At 64.3% G+C, this 15,025-nt stretch carries 13 protein-coding genes; 6 read left to right on the top strand and 7 right to left on the bottom strand.

All coding sequences use genetic code 11. The annotated features are described in order from the left end of the window. Positions 1-49: 49 nt before the first annotated feature. Positions 50-1,075, top strand: coding sequence for a LacI family DNA-binding transcriptional regulator (locus A9K65_RS17235; protein WP_064993804.1), 1,026 nt, complete (start codon positions 50-52; stop codon positions 1,073-1,075). A 184-nt stretch (positions 1,076-1,259) separates the two neighbouring features. On the opposite strand, the gene A9K65_RS17230 is transcribed toward A9K65_RS17235, so the two are convergent. The 3 genes from A9K65_RS17230 to A9K65_RS17220 form a co-directional block, all read right to left on the bottom strand. After that, positions 1,260-1,574, bottom strand: a complete 315-nt coding sequence (locus A9K65_RS17230) for a hypothetical protein (protein ID WP_064993805.1) — start codon at positions 1,572-1,574, stop codon at positions 1,260-1,262. 77 nt (positions 1,575-1,651) lie between these two features. After that, positions 1,652-3,205 carry a trimethylamine methyltransferase family protein gene (locus tag A9K65_RS17225; RefSeq protein ID WP_064993806.1) on the bottom strand — a complete coding sequence of 518 codons (1,554 nt, stop codon included), beginning with the start codon at positions 3,203-3,205 and terminating at the stop codon, positions 1,652-1,654. Positions 3,206-3,225: 20 nt separating this feature from the next. After that, on the bottom strand, positions 3,226-5,637 hold the full coding sequence (locus A9K65_RS17220; protein WP_064993807.1) for an FAD-dependent oxidoreductase: 2,412 nt from the start codon (positions 5,635-5,637) through the stop codon (positions 3,226-3,228). 243 nt (positions 5,638-5,880) lie between these two features. On the opposite strand from A9K65_RS17220, the gene A9K65_RS17215 reads away from it, so the two are divergent. Both A9K65_RS17215 and A9K65_RS17210 read left to right on the top strand, forming a co-directional pair. Next, the gene (locus tag A9K65_RS17215) at positions 5,881-7,359 is read left to right on the top strand and encodes an esterase-like activity of phytase family protein (protein WP_064993808.1); all 1,479 of its coding nucleotides are present in this window, start codon (positions 5,881-5,883) and stop codon (positions 7,357-7,359) included. A gap of 178 nt (positions 7,360-7,537) precedes the next feature. Further along, positions 7,538-8,998 (top strand): MATE family efflux transporter, encoded by a 1,461-nt coding sequence (locus A9K65_RS17210; RefSeq protein ID WP_245321828.1) that lies wholly within the window; start codon positions 7,538-7,540, stop codon positions 8,996-8,998. A 30-nt stretch (positions 8,999-9,028) separates the two neighbouring features. Here A9K65_RS17210 and A9K65_RS17205 read toward each other — a convergent pair whose 3' ends face one another. Both A9K65_RS17205 and A9K65_RS17200 read right to left on the bottom strand, forming a co-directional pair. Then, positions 9,029-10,240 carry an MFS transporter gene (locus A9K65_RS17205; RefSeq protein ID WP_064993810.1) on the bottom strand — a complete coding sequence of 404 codons (1,212 nt, stop codon included), beginning with the start codon at positions 10,238-10,240 and terminating at the stop codon, positions 9,029-9,031. Positions 10,241-10,424: 184 nt separating this feature from the next. Then, positions 10,425-10,997 carry an SH3 domain-containing protein gene (locus tag A9K65_RS17200; protein WP_224674896.1) on the bottom strand — a complete coding sequence of 191 codons (573 nt, stop codon included), beginning with the start codon at positions 10,995-10,997 and terminating at the stop codon, positions 10,425-10,427. 70 nt (positions 10,998-11,067) lie between these two features. Here A9K65_RS17200 and A9K65_RS17195 point away from each other — a divergent pair, with 70 nt between their 5' ends. Next, complete coding sequence (locus tag A9K65_RS17195; RefSeq protein WP_013530981.1) at positions 11,068-11,643, top strand: TMEM175 family protein; 576 nt, start codon at positions 11,068-11,070, stop codon at positions 11,641-11,643. Between the two features lie 52 nt (positions 11,644-11,695). Here A9K65_RS17195 and A9K65_RS17190 read toward each other — a convergent pair whose 3' ends face one another. Further along, positions 11,696-11,977 (bottom strand): hypothetical protein, encoded by a 282-nt coding sequence (locus tag A9K65_RS17190; RefSeq protein ID WP_064993811.1) that lies wholly within the window; start codon positions 11,975-11,977, stop codon positions 11,696-11,698. Between the two features lie 163 nt (positions 11,978-12,140). On the opposite strand from A9K65_RS17190, the gene A9K65_RS17185 reads away from it, so the two are divergent. Next, positions 12,141-13,007: an SDR family NAD(P)-dependent oxidoreductase gene (locus A9K65_RS17185; RefSeq protein WP_064993812.1), complete on the top strand. Its 867-nt coding sequence runs from the start codon at positions 12,141-12,143 to the stop codon at positions 13,005-13,007. A 3-nt stretch (positions 13,008-13,010) separates the two neighbouring features. Here A9K65_RS17185 and A9K65_RS17180 read toward each other — a convergent pair whose 3' ends face one another. Next, entirely contained in the window at positions 13,011-13,436 is a 426-nt protein-coding gene (locus A9K65_RS17180; protein WP_013530978.1) for a low affinity iron permease family protein, read from the bottom strand. A 262-nt stretch (positions 13,437-13,698) separates the two neighbouring features. On the opposite strand from A9K65_RS17180, the gene A9K65_RS17175 reads away from it, so the two are divergent. After that, positions 13,699-14,946, top strand: a complete 1,248-nt coding sequence (locus A9K65_RS17175; protein ID WP_064993813.1) for a hypothetical protein — start codon at positions 13,699-13,701, stop codon at positions 14,944-14,946. Positions 14,947-15,025 lie beyond the last annotated feature (79 nt).

Genomic DNA, 15,025 nt, shown 5'->3' with positions numbered 1-15,025 from the left:
TTGGCCTGAGCGGCTACCGGTGCTAGCCAAGCAAGGGGAGTACAGTCACTTGGCATCCAGCATTCATGACCTTGCCCGTCACCTGAACATTTCGATCGGCACGGTGTCGCGGGCGCTGAACGGCCGCGCCGACGTCAATGCCGACACGCGCCAGCGCGTGCTCGAGGCGGCCAGGACGCTCAACTATTCGCCGAACCAGTCCGGCCGCAGTCTGCGGCAAGGCGCCACCCATTCGATCGCCTTCATGCTGCAGCCGCATCCGGGCGACCAGCAATATGGCGAGCCGTTCTTCATTCCGTTCCTGATCGGGCTGCAGGCCAGGCTTGCGGAAAGCGGGCTCGACCTGACCGTGGTCATGGGCGCGCCGGGCGACTACCAGCAGGAGCGCCTGCGCCGCGTCGTCGAGACGCGCCGCGCCGATGCGGTGCTGCTGGCCTGGACGCGGCGCGAGGATGAACGCATCGACTATCTCACCCAGGCCGGCTTTCCCTTCGCCACGCTCGGCCGCAGCCGCTCCGGAACCAAGTCCTACCCTTCCCTCGACCTCGATTTCGAGAAGGCCGGGGCCGACGCCGTCGACCGCCTTGTGGCGCGCGGCCACCGCCGCATCGCCGCCGTCCGCCCGTCGCTCGACCTCAACTTCGGCTATCTGTTCCTGGCCGGCTACCGCAAGGCCCTGAAGCGGCACGGCATCGAGGTCGACCCCGAGCTGATCGCGTCCGGCTTCATCAACGAGGCCGGCGGCTACGGGGTGACGCCGCAGGTGATGCGCTCCAACGCCCCGCCGACCGCCATCATCTTCAACAATGATGCGATGGCGCTGGGCGGCTGCAAGGCGCTGGCCGAGATGGGCATCAGACCGGGTCACGACATGGCGGTGACCGTCATCGTCGACACGCCGCTCTGCCGCTATTTCTCGCCAGCCCTGACCGCCTTCCGCCCGGCGCTCGAGCCGATGGGACAACGGCTCGCGGAAATGCTGCTGGCGTCGCTTCCCGCCTTCGCCGGCCCGGAGGGTCCGCGGATCATCCGCGAGGTCTGGCCGCTGGAACTGGTCGCGCGCGACAGCGATTAATCGCAGCAGCAGGACCTGGCGAATTTGTCAAACGCTGAGCCAGGGTGTGTTGAGATTCAGGTCAGGCCGAGCCGAAAATGATGGCTTTTGAGAACCGGAGCGGAGCGGACATTCGGGTCCGTGAGCACCGGAAGCGCAGAAAGCCGTCGTTTGCAGGCCGGCCTCACCTGAATATCGACATACCCTAGTCCACCTTCTTCTCGCCTCGCTCCCCGGCCTTGACGATGTCGCCCGTGGTGAACAGGATTTCCTTCAGTTCCGCTCGCCAATCTTCCTTCTGGCGCAGCAGGAATTCGAGATCCACGCCGAAATGCTTGAACTCCTCGCCCTGCGCGTTCTCCATGATGGCACGTGCCTGCGGGTCTTTCTCCACCGACATGCGCTGTTCGTACCAGCTGATCGCTTCCGCCTCCTCGATCAGCGAGGTGATCATGCGGGCAAAGGTCCGCACCTCCTGCGACAGTTCTTCAGGCGGTTCGTGATACTGGTCGAAACCCATGTCATCCTCCGTCAGGCCATTCCCATGAATGCCCGGAAGCAACGCCGGTTCCGCACCCACTGCAATTCCGACAGTGGTCACGACACCGGTGCGGCTCCGCCCTGCTCGGTGCGCCGCGCGATGAATTCGTCGAGCACGCCTGATGTGGCGGCAGCCGAAGCCGGCGGCAAGAAATCGGCGAGTGTGCGCTTCCAGACGCCGGTGGCGCGCTCGCTCGCCGTCTTCGAGCCGCTTTGCGTCCAGTTGCCGAAATTCGACCAGTCGGCCACCAGCGGTTCGTAGAAGGCCGTGCGGTAGCGCGCCATGGTGTGGCCGGCCGAGAAGAAATGGCCGCCCGGCTGCACCTCGGCGATCGCCTCGAAGCCGATGGCATCGCTGTCGCCCGGCGTCGCGGCGCAGAGCTCCGCCACCGTCTGCAACGCCTCGATGTCGGTGATCAGTTTCTCGAAGGAGACACTGAGGCCCCCTTCGAGCCAGCCGGCAGCATGGATGCACATGGTCGCCCCTGCCAGCACCGAGCCCCACAGCGCGAACTGCGTCTCGTGCGCGGCCTGCGCGTCCGAGACGTTGGCCGCACTGCCGCCGCCGGACCGCCAGGGCAGCCCGGTGAAGCGCGCCAGCTGGCCGGCGCCCAGCGTCGCCTTGATATGCTCCGGCGTGCCGAAGGCGGGCGCACCGGATTTCATGTCGACATTGGACGAGAAGGAACCGTAGACCACGGGCGCACCCGGCCGCACGATCTGCGCCAGAGTCAGTCCGGCCAGCGCTTCGGCATGCTGCAGCGTCAGCGCGCCGGCGACCGTGATCGGTGCCATCGCTCCGGCCAGGCAGAACGGCGTGATGACGGAGACCTGGCCCGCGCGAGCGAAATCGATGATGCCTTGCGCCATCGGAATGTCGAGCTGACGCGGCGAGTTGGTGTTGATGACGGTGTAGCAATGCGCGCTTGCCAGAAACTCCTCTTCCGACAAGCCGCGCGCCAGCCGCAGCATCTCGAACCCGTCCTCGACTTGCGGCGTTCCGCGCGCGAAGACGAACGGGAGCTTGTCCGACAGCGTCAACTGCGCGCGGTTGACGGCATAGTGCCGAAAGCGGTTGTCGACATCCTGCGGTTCGATGCAGGGCCCCAGCATATGCAGCACATCGAAATGCTGCACCAGCCGCATCAGATCCTCGAAATCCGCCAGTGTTCCCGGCCGCCGGCCGCGCTCGAGATCGGTGACGTTCGGCGCCCCGCACCCGGCCAGGAAGGTCATCGAGCCGAGCTCCAGCGTCAGATCGCGGGCGCGCGAACCGGCGTAAGCGTGGATCGACTTCGGCGCCGAGGCGAGTGCCGCCGTCACCATGTCACGGCCGATGCGCACCATGTCGGTGTCTGGATCGACCAGGGCGCCGGCATTGGCAAAATGCTCACGCGCTTGCGGCAGCAGCACCTTGATGCCGAGCTCTTCCAGCACCCGCAGCGCCGTGTCGTGGATCGAAGCCACCTGGTCGTCCGAAAAGATCGGCTGCGGCAGGAACGGGTTCTTCAGCGAATGGTAATTGGGACGGCGGCTGCTTTCGCTGCCGGCCTCGCCCGTGCGTCCACGCCGGCGCTCGCGCCTGCCGTCCCGTGCCGCGTCATCGACCATCGGAAATCCTCCTCATTGCCTCATTGCCGCATTGCCTTGCCCAGGGGATCGTAGGGCGAGGCCGCGACGACACGCGCCGGCCGTTCCTCACCCACGACATGCACGGAGAGCGCGGTGCCCTCGCCCGCGAAATCGCGGTCGACCAGAGCCAGCGCCAGGCTCTTGCCGACCGTATAGCCATAGCCGCCCGAGGTGACGAAGCCGACGCGTCGGCCCTGATGCCAGACAGGCTCAAAACCGCTGGCATCGGCGTCGAGCGCATCGATTTCCAGCGTCACCAGGCATTGGCCGCTGCCGGCCTCCCGCTGTTTCAACGCTGCTTCGCGGCCGATGAAGTCGCTCTTGCCGAAAGCGATGAAGCGGTCGAGACCGGTCTGGCCCGGCGTATAGCCTTGCGTGAATTCACGCGACCAGATGCCAAAGCTCTTCTCCAGCCGCAGCGCATTGAGCGCATAGTAGCCGATTTCAGCAAGGCCCAGATCCTCGCCCGCAGCCAGCAGCGTGTCGCGCAGAGTGGCGTGCATGGTCACGGGGCAACTGATTTCGAAGCCGAGTTCGCCCGCGATCGACAGCCGCGCCACACGTGCCTGCACCATACCGATGTCGAATGCGCCACAGGCCATGAACGGCAATGCTGTGCTGGAAACATCCTGATGCGTCGTGCGCTCCAGAATCTCCCGCGCATTCGGCCCCGTGAGCAGGAAGCCGCTCATCGTGTCGGAGAGGTCGGCGATGGTGACGCCCTCCGCCGCATGGCTCTCGAACCAGCGCATGTGGAATTCCCGGAGATAGTAGGAGCCCATCAGCCAATAAGAGCCGCCGCCCCAGTTGAAGACGGTGAGGTCGCCCTTCAGCCGTCCGTCATGGCCGAGCATCGGCGCCAGGCCGGCCCGCCCCGGCTTCGGCAATCGGCAGGCGAGCAGCCGGTCGAGCCACGCCTCCGCACCCAGCCCCGACACCGCATAGCGCGCATAGGCCGAGATATCGACGAGGCCGGCGGCGCGCCGCACCTGCAGCGCCTCCTCGCCGACGATGTCGAAGGCGTTGGAGCGCCGCAGCGTCGTGCTCTCGGCAAATCCCATCGGCGCGAAATAGGCCGGGATTTCCAGCCCCCAGGAAGCCGTCCATTCGCATCCCGCCGCGCTCATGCCGTCATAGGCGCCGGGGCGTTTCAGCGGCCGGCCGGCGGACAGCCGTTCATTGGGAAAGGTCATGACGAAGCGGCGCGAATAGAACTGGCGCGTCGTCTGCCTAAGATATTCGCGGTTGGCGGCGAAGGCGCCGTAGCGAGCGATATCCATGCCGAAGATGTCGGCCTGCGGCTCGCCGAAAATCATCCATTCGGCCAGCGACTTGCCGACGCCGCCGCCCTGGCTGAAACCGGCCATGACGCCGCAGGCGACCCAGTAGTTCTTCAGACCACGCACCGGCCCGACAATCGGATTGCCGTCCGGCGTGAAGGTGAAGGCGCCGTTGACCCATTTGCGGATACCGGCCGTCGCCAGGCAAGGGAAGCGCTCATGCGCCTTGGCGAGTTCCGGGCTGATGCGGTCGATGTCTTGCGGGATCAGCTCTATGCCGTAATCCCACGGCGCTCCGTCCATGTTCCAGTGCTTTGGGTTCTGCTCATAGACGCCAAGCAGCACACCCTTGCGCTCCTGCCGCAGGTACGAAAAGCCGTCGAGATCGACGGCGATGCCGATTTCCCTGTCAAGTGCTGCGATCTCCGGAATGTCATCGGTGATGAAATAGTGGTGCTCCATCGGCGTCACCGGCAGGTCGACGCCGGCCATGCGGCCGAGCTGCTTCGCCCACAGCCCGCCGGCATTGACGACATGCTCGGCGATGATGGTGCCCTGCTCGGTGATGACGTCCCAGCGCCCGTCGGCACGTGCTTTCAGCTCGACGACCCGGTTGCGCAAGATGATGTCGGCGCCGCGCTTCTTCGCAGCACCCGCATAGGCATGCGTGGTACCGTACGGGTCGAGGTGACCCTCGTTGGAATCATGCAGGCCGCCTAGCACGCCGGTGACGTCGACGATCGGGCAGATCGCCTTGATCTCGTCGGGCGTGACCAGGCGCGCGGTCTCGATGCCGACCGACTGAAACACGGCCCAGGCTGATTTCAGCCACTCCCAGCGCGCGGGATCGCTGGCGATGTTGACGCCGCCCGTCATGTGCAGGCCGATATCCCAGCCGGATTCGGCCTCGATCTCCCGGTAGAGATTGATGGTGTAGTCCTGCAGCGCCGCCACGTTGGGATCGGCGTTGAGCGCATGGAAGCCTGCCGCCGCGTGCCAGGTCGAACCGGCCGTCAGTTCTGCGCGCTCGATCAGCGCCACATCGCTCCAGCCGAACCGCGTCAGGTGATAGAGCACCGAGGCTCCGACCACGCCACCTCCGATGACGACTGCGCGGTAGTGCGACTTCAAGGCTTCCCCTCCACGGTTGGTCCGAAGACTGGAGCATATATCTACTAGACATAAGTGTCCAGTGCCGGCGCGCGCATCGTTTTTCGTCGACCGCCGGCATGCACTGCGCGCTGTCACGCAAGCATCATGTTCGCGCCGTAGACCGCATTTCGGGGAGGCTTGCGCAGCATCATCGATGTCGCACCTCTTTCAGTTTTTCGTCCCGCGGCCGCTCCGGCACATCCGTCACAAAGAGGATTATCCATGAAGCACCTGTATCGACCCGCGTCGCTTGGCGTCGCGCTGGCCTTGTTCACCGCCTTGGCGCCGGCGCTCGCCGACAGCACCGCGACCGTCGGCGGCCTCGTCAACAAGGGGCTGGTCGGCGTCGGCCGCATCCCGGCCGCTCAGCGCGACAAGTTCGGCGAGACCTTCGGCTCGGGTTCCGGCATGGCGATCGACGCATCAGGCTGGACGCATGACACCGCCGGCTACAGGGGTTCGCTCTGGCTGTTGCCGGACCGTGGCTACAATGTCGTCGGCACCACCGACTACCGGCCGCGCCTCAACACGATCGCCATCGAATTTGCTCCGGTCGCACCGGGCGCGGCACCTGCTGCCGGCCAGGAGCAGACGGGCGTCAAGGCAACGCTCGCCGACACCATGCTTCTCACCGACGACAAGGGGGCTGATGCCACAGGCCTCGACCCACTCAACGGCGTGCGCGCGGCAAGCGGCGACATGCCGATCCTGCCGCAAGCCGACAATGGCAAGCTGGCGCTCGACAACGAGGCGATCGTGCGGCTGCCCGATGGTTCGATGTTCATCTCCGACGAATACGGCCCGAACATCTATCGGTTTTCCGCCGACGGGCATCTGCTGTCGGCAACCCAGCCACCGGCCGCCTTCGTGCCGATGCGCCACGGCACGCCGAACTTCGCCTCGGACAATCCGGGACCCGGTGCCGCCGAGCCCGATCCGAAGGACCCCGAGACCGGCCGCCAGAACAACCAGGGCCTGGAGGGAATGGCGATGACGCCGGACGGCAAGTTCCTGATCGCGGTGCTGCAATCGGCGCCCCGGCAGGATGGCGGCGATTCGCCCGCGACGCGCCAGAACACGCGTGCGCTGGTCTATGACGCGTCCGACCTCGCCCACCTCAAACTGGCGCATGAGTATGTCGTGCCGTTGCCGGTGTTCAAGGATGCCAAGGGCAAGACCAAGATCGCCGCGCAGAGCGAGATCGTGGCGCTCTCCGACAAGACCTTCCTGATGCTGGCGCGCGACAGCGGCAACGGCCAGGGGCTGAAGGGCGACACCTCGCTGGTGCGCCAGATCTTCGTCGTCGACGTCTCGGCCGCGACCGACATCGCCGGCGGCGCCTTCGATGCCGCCGACAAGCCGCTGGCGCCCAAGGGCGTGCTCGACCCGTCGGTGATGCCGGCCAAGCTGACGCCGTTCATCGACATCAACGACAAGGGCGAACTCGGCCGCTTCGGCCTGCACAATGGCGCGCCGAACGACAAGAACAACCTGTCGGAGAAGTGGGAGGCGATGTCGGTGGTCAGCGTTCTCGATCCGAAGCTGCCCGACGACTACTTCCTGTTCGTCGCCAACGACAACGACTTCCTCGCCCAGGACGGTTTTCAGGTCGGCGAATCCTACAAGGCGGAAGACGGCGCCGATGTCGACACCATGTTCCTGGTCTATCAGGTCACGCTGCCGGGTCTCGCCAGGAAGTAACCACCACTGCCCAGGCGGGCGCGCTTGGCGCGTCCGCTGGGGCTCGCGGCTGGGCATGAACGAAGCAGCGGCTTTCAGTGCGGCGCGTTCGCAAGGGTGCATCTCGGTCCCGCCTGCGATATCATCGTGGACTGGATCCAAATCACCATCCGCCGAGTTGCCCGCCATGGACGAAAAAATGCCCGCGCGCCGGCGCACCGGCGACCTGACCAGCGGCCCGATCCCGCGCACGCTTCTGCTGTTCTCCCTGCCGGTGCTCGGCTCCAACGTGCTGCAGTCGCTCAACGGCTCGATCAACGCCGTCTGGGTCGGCCGTTTTCTCGGCGAATCGGCGCTGACCGCCACCTCTAACGCCAACCTCGTCCTGTTCCTGATCCTCGGCACTGTGTTCGGCATCGGCATGGCGGCCACCATCCTGGTGGCCCAGTCGGTCGGTGCCCGCGACCTGCCCGAGGCGCGCCGCATTGTCGGCACCAGCGCGACGTTCTTCTTCCTCGTCTCGGTTGTCTTCGCGGTCTGCGGCTGGATCTGGGTTGACGCCATTCTCAACACGCTCGGCACACCGGCCGACGCCTTGCCGCTGGCGCGCTCCTATCTGCGCATCATCTTCGTCGCCGTGCCGATGATGAACCTTCTGTCCTTCGTCATGACCGTGCTGCGCGGTGCCGGCGATTCACGCACCCCCTTCTTCTTCATGGCGCTGGCCGTCGTCCTCGACATCGTGCTCAACCCATTGCTCATCGCCGGCATCGGACCGTTTCCCGAACTCGGCATCGCGGGCTCCGCCACGTCCACGCTGATCGGCCAGACGGTAAGCGTGATCGCCATCCTGATCGTTCTCTATGTGCGCAAGCATCCGCTGCGGCTGGCCGGCGCCAATCTCGCTCTGTTGCGGCCCGATCCCACCTTGCTGCGCATCGTCGTCTTCAAGGGCGTGCCGATGGGCCTGCAGATGATCGTCATTTCGGCGGCGGCACTGACGGTGATGGGCATCGTCAATTCCTACGGCTCACAGGTCGCCGCCGCCTACGGCATCGCCGCCCAGCTGTGGACCTACATCCAGATGCCGGCGCTCGCCATCGGCGCCGCCGTTTCCTCGATGGCGGCGCAGAATGTCGGCGCCGGGCGCTGGGACCGGATCGGCCGCATCGCCGCCTCCGGCGTCGGCTTCAACCTGGTCCTGACCGGCGCGCTGGTTGCCGTGCTGTCGGTTTTCGACCGTTCGGTGCTGAGCCTGTTCCTGAGCCGCGACAGCGCGGCGATCGACATCGCCGTCCACATCAACAATGTCGCCTCGTGGTCGTTCATCCTGTTCGGCATAACCATCGTGCTGTTTGCCACCGTACGAGCCACGGGTGCCGTGATGCCGCCGCTGATCATCCTGGTCATCTCGGTGCTGGTCGTGCGCACCGGCTTTGCCTATTTCATGCGTGGCGTGATCGGCGAGGAAGCGCTGTGGTGGAGCTTCCCGGCGGGTTCGATCAGCTCGCTTGTACTGGCGGCGGCCTACTATCGTTTCGGCCGCTGGCGCACCACGCACATGATCGAGGACAGGCCGGCCGCCGGCGAGCCGCCGGACACCGGTCTTGGCGTGCCGCGCGAACGCGCGCATCTTTCGCCTGAAACACCGAACGGCTGAAGCCCGGTTCCGCTGGACCGCTCCAGGCCCTCAACGCCGTTGTTGTTTCAGCCCAAAAGCCAGCGCCACCAACGCAAACACCACGATCATGCCGGCGAACGCCAGGCTGGCAGCGACGGGACTGGCATAGGTCGAAACGATGCCGATGCCGATGACGGGCAAGGCGTTGCCGACAAAGCAGCAGATGAAGAAGCTGGACACCACTTCGGCGCGACGATCCTTGGGCGCGATCTCGTTCACCACTTGCAGGCCGCCACGGTAACCAAGCGCCGCCGCAACGCCGCAACAGGCCGTCGCAGCAACCATCAGTGCCATCGAGGCCAATATCTGCGCCGCCATCACCAACGAGACGCTTGGGATCATCAATGCCAGCGCAGCCAGCATCGCCTTGTTGCTCTTCATGTGCATCAGAACGACAATGCTGATCGCGGTGACGATCGCCAGCTCGAAGAACAGCGCGCCGGCGACGGCATGGTTGGTCTCATGCAGCTGCTGCGCCAGGATGCTCGGCGCCAACGCGGCGTAGAACCCGACCAGCGCCATCGCGCCGAAGCCGGTCACCGCCGGCGCGACGAAGCGCGCACGGATTTCCTCCGGGACGGAAAGTCGCGGCCGCAAGGAGATCCCCCCGAGGCCGTCCGGCTTCGCCACCGTTTCGCGAATGCGCCAGACCAGGATCGTCACCACCACAAGTGCTGCCAGATAGACGATGAAGATCAGCCGCAACGGCCATGGCTCGTATTCAGCCAGAAATCCCGAAATCAGTGCGCCGAGGCCGAGGCCGAGGAAATTGGTGCTGGTGGCAATCACACTGGCGCGCGACTTGTCCGCGCCGGGAAGAAGCTCGGCAATCCACGCGGTTCCGGTCCCCGCGCCGACGCCGATGCCAAGCCCGCTCAGGATGCGGGCGACGTCGAGCGAGACGACGTTTACGGCAAACAGGAAGACAAGCGCACTGACGATGGCGACGAGCATGGCCGCCAGGCTCGCGGGCCGGCGTCCGACAATATCGGAGACGCTGCCCAACATCAGAAGTGCCGCCAGATTGCCGACGACATACACGGCGTAGATCAGCGTCAGGGTGATTTGTGAAAAGCCGAATTGCTGCTTGTAGACGATGTAGAGCGGCGTCAGCACCGTGCTGCCGGCAAACAGCACCGCAATCATCGCGGCGACGGTGGGGATTGCGAGAGCATCGCCACCTGCCCCTTCGTGCGTATGCGCAAAATCGCGAATGGCCATGGCCAACCTCGTCACCAATTTCGGGGATCGAGGATCTAACGCGGTTTCATCCACGACGTTCCAGCCGACAGGCAGGCTCCTGACAGCACGGTGGGCATTGCTTGAGCGGGATGTCCGCCGGCTGAACAGGCTCGGATCGGGGCCAGCGGCTCCGATCCGTCATCTATCGTTCAATCGGTCGGCGTTACCTGCAAGCAAAGCCGGGCGCGATCTTGCACTTGCCAGGACGCGGCCTGTGCGGCGGCCGATGGTGCGGAGGACGGTGCGGCTTGTGCCAGTGTGGCGGCCGATGCGGCGGACGCACGATGATGATTGGCGGGCGAACGATCTGGGAGCGTTCAAGATAACCGGCGCTGGCCCAGCCGCTCACGCCGCCGCCATGGATTCTACACCAGCCCGGCTGGCAGCCGGTGACATTGACTCTGAAGCCGGCGGGCAGCGTTCCCACTTTGGCGTATCCCGCTCCCGGCCCGCTGCGGACGTTGAGGTTGGTCGAGGTGTGAGCGCTGTAGGCGAAGGCCGCGGCGGACGTCCCGAACACCGCGGCCAGGATGGTCGCGGCCACAAGCAGAAAACGAAATCTCATCAGTCCCCTCCATTCGAATCCCGGCCGTTCACCTGCTCCGGCCAAGATTGCCCTGCAAGAGGAGCGGCCAAGCCAAGAAAAGTCAACAGGTGGGCGGCCGTAACCGTCCTGGCCAACGGGACTGATGCCGGATTTTCCTTGGACATGGTTGAGGAATTTCACGGTTGCCATTTATTGGCTCCTCAACATCCGCTAGCGTTTACTCTCTTTCGGCAATTCATCGCGGGCAAAGGTGGAATCCATGGGCAAAGGCAGGGTCGAGGCATTCACCGATGGCGTCGTGGCTATCATCATCACCATCATGGTGCTTGAGTTGAAAGTGCCGCATGGCGAGGATTTCTCCGCCTTGGTGCCGTTGTGGCCGATCTTCTTCTGCTACGTGCTGTCCTTCATCAATGTCGGCATCTACTGGAACAATCTGCACAACATGTTCCACACCGTTCAGCGGGTCGACGGGCGCGTGCTGTGGGCGAACCTCAATCTGCTGTTCTGGCTGTCGCTGATGCCGGTGACCACAGCCTTCATGGGCGAGAACCACTTTGCGCCGGTGCCGGTAGCAGTCTATGGCACCGACCTCGCGCTATGCGCCATCGCCTACACCATACTCGCCGCCGCGCTGCATCGCCTGCACGGCAATGATACCGCCTTTGCCAAGGCGCTGGGTAATGACCGCAAGGGGAAGCTCTCGCTGGCTGTCTATATCGTGGCCGTCGTGCTGACCTTCGTCAGCCAGTGGATCGGCGTCGCGCTCTATGTGCTGGTCGCGATGATATGGCTCGTACCGGATAGGCGCTTTGCGCGGGTGATCGAAAAGTAGTTGTCTTCACACATTTTCAAGGTAGAGCGCTGCACGGCTTTCCCAAATTGCCCTACTTGCGCATCGCTTTCAGTTTTTCCGCCACCGATGCAGCGAGGTCGGCATAGAGCTCCTCCAGCCGTTCCGCGGCCTTGATGATCGAGAAATCATGGCCGAATTTTTCCAGCGCCATGCGCAGTTTCTCAACGAACTCGGCTTGTTTCTCCAGCGCAGAAAAGAGTGTCTTCACCTGCGCTTCGCTGATGTCGGGATTGGCCATCATCTGCGGCACCTCGCGGCCCATCTGGTCGCCAATGGCGGTCTGCTCCTTCAGAATTGCAACCCAGTCCGTCAATCAGGAACCTCCGTTTGTCCCCAGGCCTAAATCTCTGTTGCGGGGACAAATGGCAACATGCGCAGCCTCGGCCGGACTGGTCAACCCGACAAGACGAGCAGAGGCTTGCACCGGCCCGTTCCGGCGTTAAGTTCGGCGCCATCGAACAAGGAATCCATCGCCCATGATCACCGACGCCGAGATCCAGACCGCCCTGCCCGCGCTTGCTCCAGGCAATGCCGCCGTGATCACCGGCGCTGCCAGCGGCATCGGTCTGGCGGCCGCCAAGCGGCTTGCATTGCTAGGCATGAAGATCGTGCTGGCCGACATTGGCGGCGCGCGGCTTGACGACGCCTCGCGCGCCGTTTCCGCGATTGCCGGCGACGATGCCGTGCTTGCCGTCGCCGCCGACGTTTCGAAGGCGGATGAGGTGGACCGCCTCGCCGAGAGGGCGTTCGGCGCCTTCGGCGGCGTGTCGCTGCTGATGAACAATGCCGGCGTGGGCGACAACCCCGGAAAGCCGTGGGAAAACCGCGATGCCTGGAAACGGCTGCTGGACATCAATTTCTGGGGCGTTGTGCATGGCGTGGAGGCCTTCGCGCCGCGCATGCTGGCCTCGGCCAGGCCGGGTCTGATCGTCAACACCGGCTCCAAGCAAGGCATCACCACACCGCCCGGCAATCTTGCCTACAATGTCTCCAAGGCAGGAGTGAAAACCTTCACGGAAGGCCTGGCGCACGCGTTGCGCAACGAACCCGGCGCCCATGTCGCTGCCCATCTGCTGATCCCCGGCTTCACCTTTACCGGTCTGACCGAGGGTGCGACGGAAAAACCGGCCGGCGCCTGGACCGGCGAACAGGTTGTGGATTTCATGCTGGAATCCCTGGCCAGAGGCGATTTCTACATCCTGTGCCCGGACAATGAGGCGGCCCGGCCGCTGGATGAAAAGCGCATGGCCTGGGCGATCGGCGACATCATCGAGAACCGCCCCGCTTTGTCGCGCTGGCATCCGGACCACAAAGGCAGTTTCGCAGCCTTCATGAAAGGCTGATCTTCAGGCCGCTTGCTTTTTCGACCCGCGCTTCTGCGCCACGGCCTTCTTCGCCGCGATGTCGGCGATCTGTTCGTCATGCCGCTTTGCCGCACGCTCGCATTTGGCGCGGATTTCCTCGACTTCGGATTCGGTCAGATGCTCGATGCCGATGAAATGGTTGTGGCCCTTGCCGACCCGGATCAGTTCGTCGAGCTTGGCCTGGATCGCCGCGCCGTCGCGGTTCTGAGTGTTCTGGATCAGGAAGACCATCAGGAAGGTGATGATGGTCGTGCCCGTGTTGATGACAAGTTGCCAAGTGTCCGAAAAGCCGAAGAACGGACCGCTCACCCCCCAGGCGATGATAATGAGGCAACAGACGGCGAATGTCGGCGGCAGGCCGGCTATGCGGGCGACCCAGTTGGCAACCTTGGTGAAATGCTTTTCCATCTATCGAAATCCTCGACGCTGCGGCGCGATGAGAAACAATCAGCGACCGCTTCAGGTTCCCGATGCGAACAAATACCTCAGGTACAATTGCCTACACGCATAGGGAGAATAGTCCGGAAAACACACCTTATGGGTTCAATGCCACAGTACTCCTGCAGGCAAGAGTGCCTGTTCCTTCCGCTTCACAGCGGTTTACCTCCAGCCCCTTCCGCTGCGCCACCCCCGCATGGCGGAAGGGGTTTCAGTCCGGAGAGCGCGGAGCATGGTTTCCCGAAAGCGCCGACCGGCAGAAGGACAGACGGTCGCTCCACTTTCCCGCAGATTGCTTGGCAGCGCCGGCCTAGGCCTGCTGATGGCCTGCGCGGCCGTGACCGCCAGGGCAGAACCATCAACAGCACCGGCTGCCGAAATAGCGACCGATCCGACAATCACCGGCAGTCTCGAAAGGCATTGGACCAACAACGCGCTGGACAGCGACCATGCGGTCAAGGACTGGTACACACTGTTGCGCGGTTCGCTGCAGCAGCAATGGGGCGACAACGACGCCAACGCGAAATTCAGCGCGGACTTCCAGGTAACGCATTACGACAAGACGTCGATCGAGGACGACCGCGGATTGTCGCTGTCGGCCGAGGCCTTCCGCCGGCTCGGCCCGGGTCTCGAACTGAGGGGATCGCTGAGCTATCGCGTCTCCAGCACCGGCGACAATCTGGATATCGGCCCGCTGACGCTGGGTACGCGCGAGTTCAAGCAGGTCTTCGGCGCCCAGACACAACTCGGCATCGACCTCGGCAACGCCACATCGCTGATCCTCGAGGCCGCCGACAGCTACGAAAAGCTCGGCGCGACGCATTTCCAGGAAGATCTCATCTTGCCGGCGAAGCTGCATGCCGACCGCAATCTCTTCCAGTTGGCGGCTCGGGTCACCCGGACAGTTGGCCAGCTTGCCTTCGGCGCGTCCGCGTCTGCGCTCTTCGCCAGCGTCGAGGAAATCGGTTACCCGCCGCTGTTCCTATCGTTCAACGCCTATACGCTGCGCGCCGAGGCGGCCTACAAGGCCACCGGCGGTTCGACGCTCGGCGTGGCGCTGGGTGCGCAGTTCCTGCGTGGCGCCGATAACATCTACCAGCGCTGGCGTCCGACCTGGCAAGTCACGTTCGGCAAGCCTCTGCCGCACGGCTTCGAGCTGCGCGGCACCTATTTCGGTCGCTACGAAACGTCCGAAACCGACGACCCCCTGGCTTCGTGGCTGCAGCGCGCGGAATTGGAACTGGGCATGAAGGTGCGCGAAAACCTCGGCATCGCTTCCGGCATCTTCTATGAGCTCAAGGACAATTTGCTCTACGAGAACCAGGAGCGCCGCAAGGGCGTCTATGCCGAAGCGACGTACAACGCGACCAAATCGATGGCCATTGTCGTTCGCGTCGACGTTTCCGAGACCTTCAAGACCGTGATCGACGAGCGCGAACACACGGTCGATGCATTTGTGGGCCTGCGGGCGAAGATCTAGCTCATTCCCGCGCTTGACTGGGTAGGCCCACAAGCGGAGGCAGGAGGGTGTTGAAGACCCTTCTGCCCACGACACGTGA

Source organism: Mesorhizobium sp. WSM1497 (assembly GCF_001672455.2).
GTDB lineage: Bacteria > Pseudomonadota > Alphaproteobacteria > Rhizobiales > Rhizobiaceae > Mesorhizobium > Mesorhizobium ciceri.
The sequence above is the reverse complement of the archived record's forward strand: the minus strand, read 5'-3'. Positions and strand labels throughout refer to the sequence as shown.

Coding starts and splice junctions, on each gene's coding strand:
- A9K65_RS17230 (WP_064993805.1), bottom strand. CDS start 1,574: ATGGGTTTCGACCAGTATCACGAACCGCCTGAAGAACTGTCGCAGGAG.
- A9K65_RS17225 (WP_064993806.1), bottom strand. CDS start 3,205: ATGGTCGATGACGCGGCACGGGACGGCAGGCGCGAGCGCCGGCGTGGA.
- A9K65_RS17215 (WP_064993808.1), top strand. CDS start 5,881: ATGAAGCACCTGTATCGACCCGCGTCGCTTGGCGTCGCGCTGGCCTTG.
- A9K65_RS17210 (WP_245321828.1), top strand. CDS start 7,538: ATGCCCGCGCGCCGGCGCACCGGCGACCTGACCAGCGGCCCGATCCCG.
- A9K65_RS17205 (WP_064993810.1), bottom strand. CDS start 10,240: ATGGCCATTCGCGATTTTGCGCATACGCACGAAGGGGCAGGTGGCGAT.
- A9K65_RS17200 (WP_224674896.1), bottom strand. CDS start 10,997: ATGGCAACCGTGAAATTCCTCAACCATGTCCAAGGAAAATCCGGCATC.
- A9K65_RS17195 (WP_013530981.1), top strand. CDS start 11,068: ATGGGCAAAGGCAGGGTCGAGGCATTCACCGATGGCGTCGTGGCTATC.
- A9K65_RS17185 (WP_064993812.1), top strand. CDS start 12,141: ATGATCACCGACGCCGAGATCCAGACCGCCCTGCCCGCGCTTGCTCCA.
- A9K65_RS17180 (WP_013530978.1), bottom strand. CDS start 13,436: ATGGAAAAGCATTTCACCAAGGTTGCCAACTGGGTCGCCCGCATAGCC.
- A9K65_RS17175 (WP_064993813.1), top strand. CDS start 13,699: ATGGTTTCCCGAAAGCGCCGACCGGCAGAAGGACAGACGGTCGCTCCA.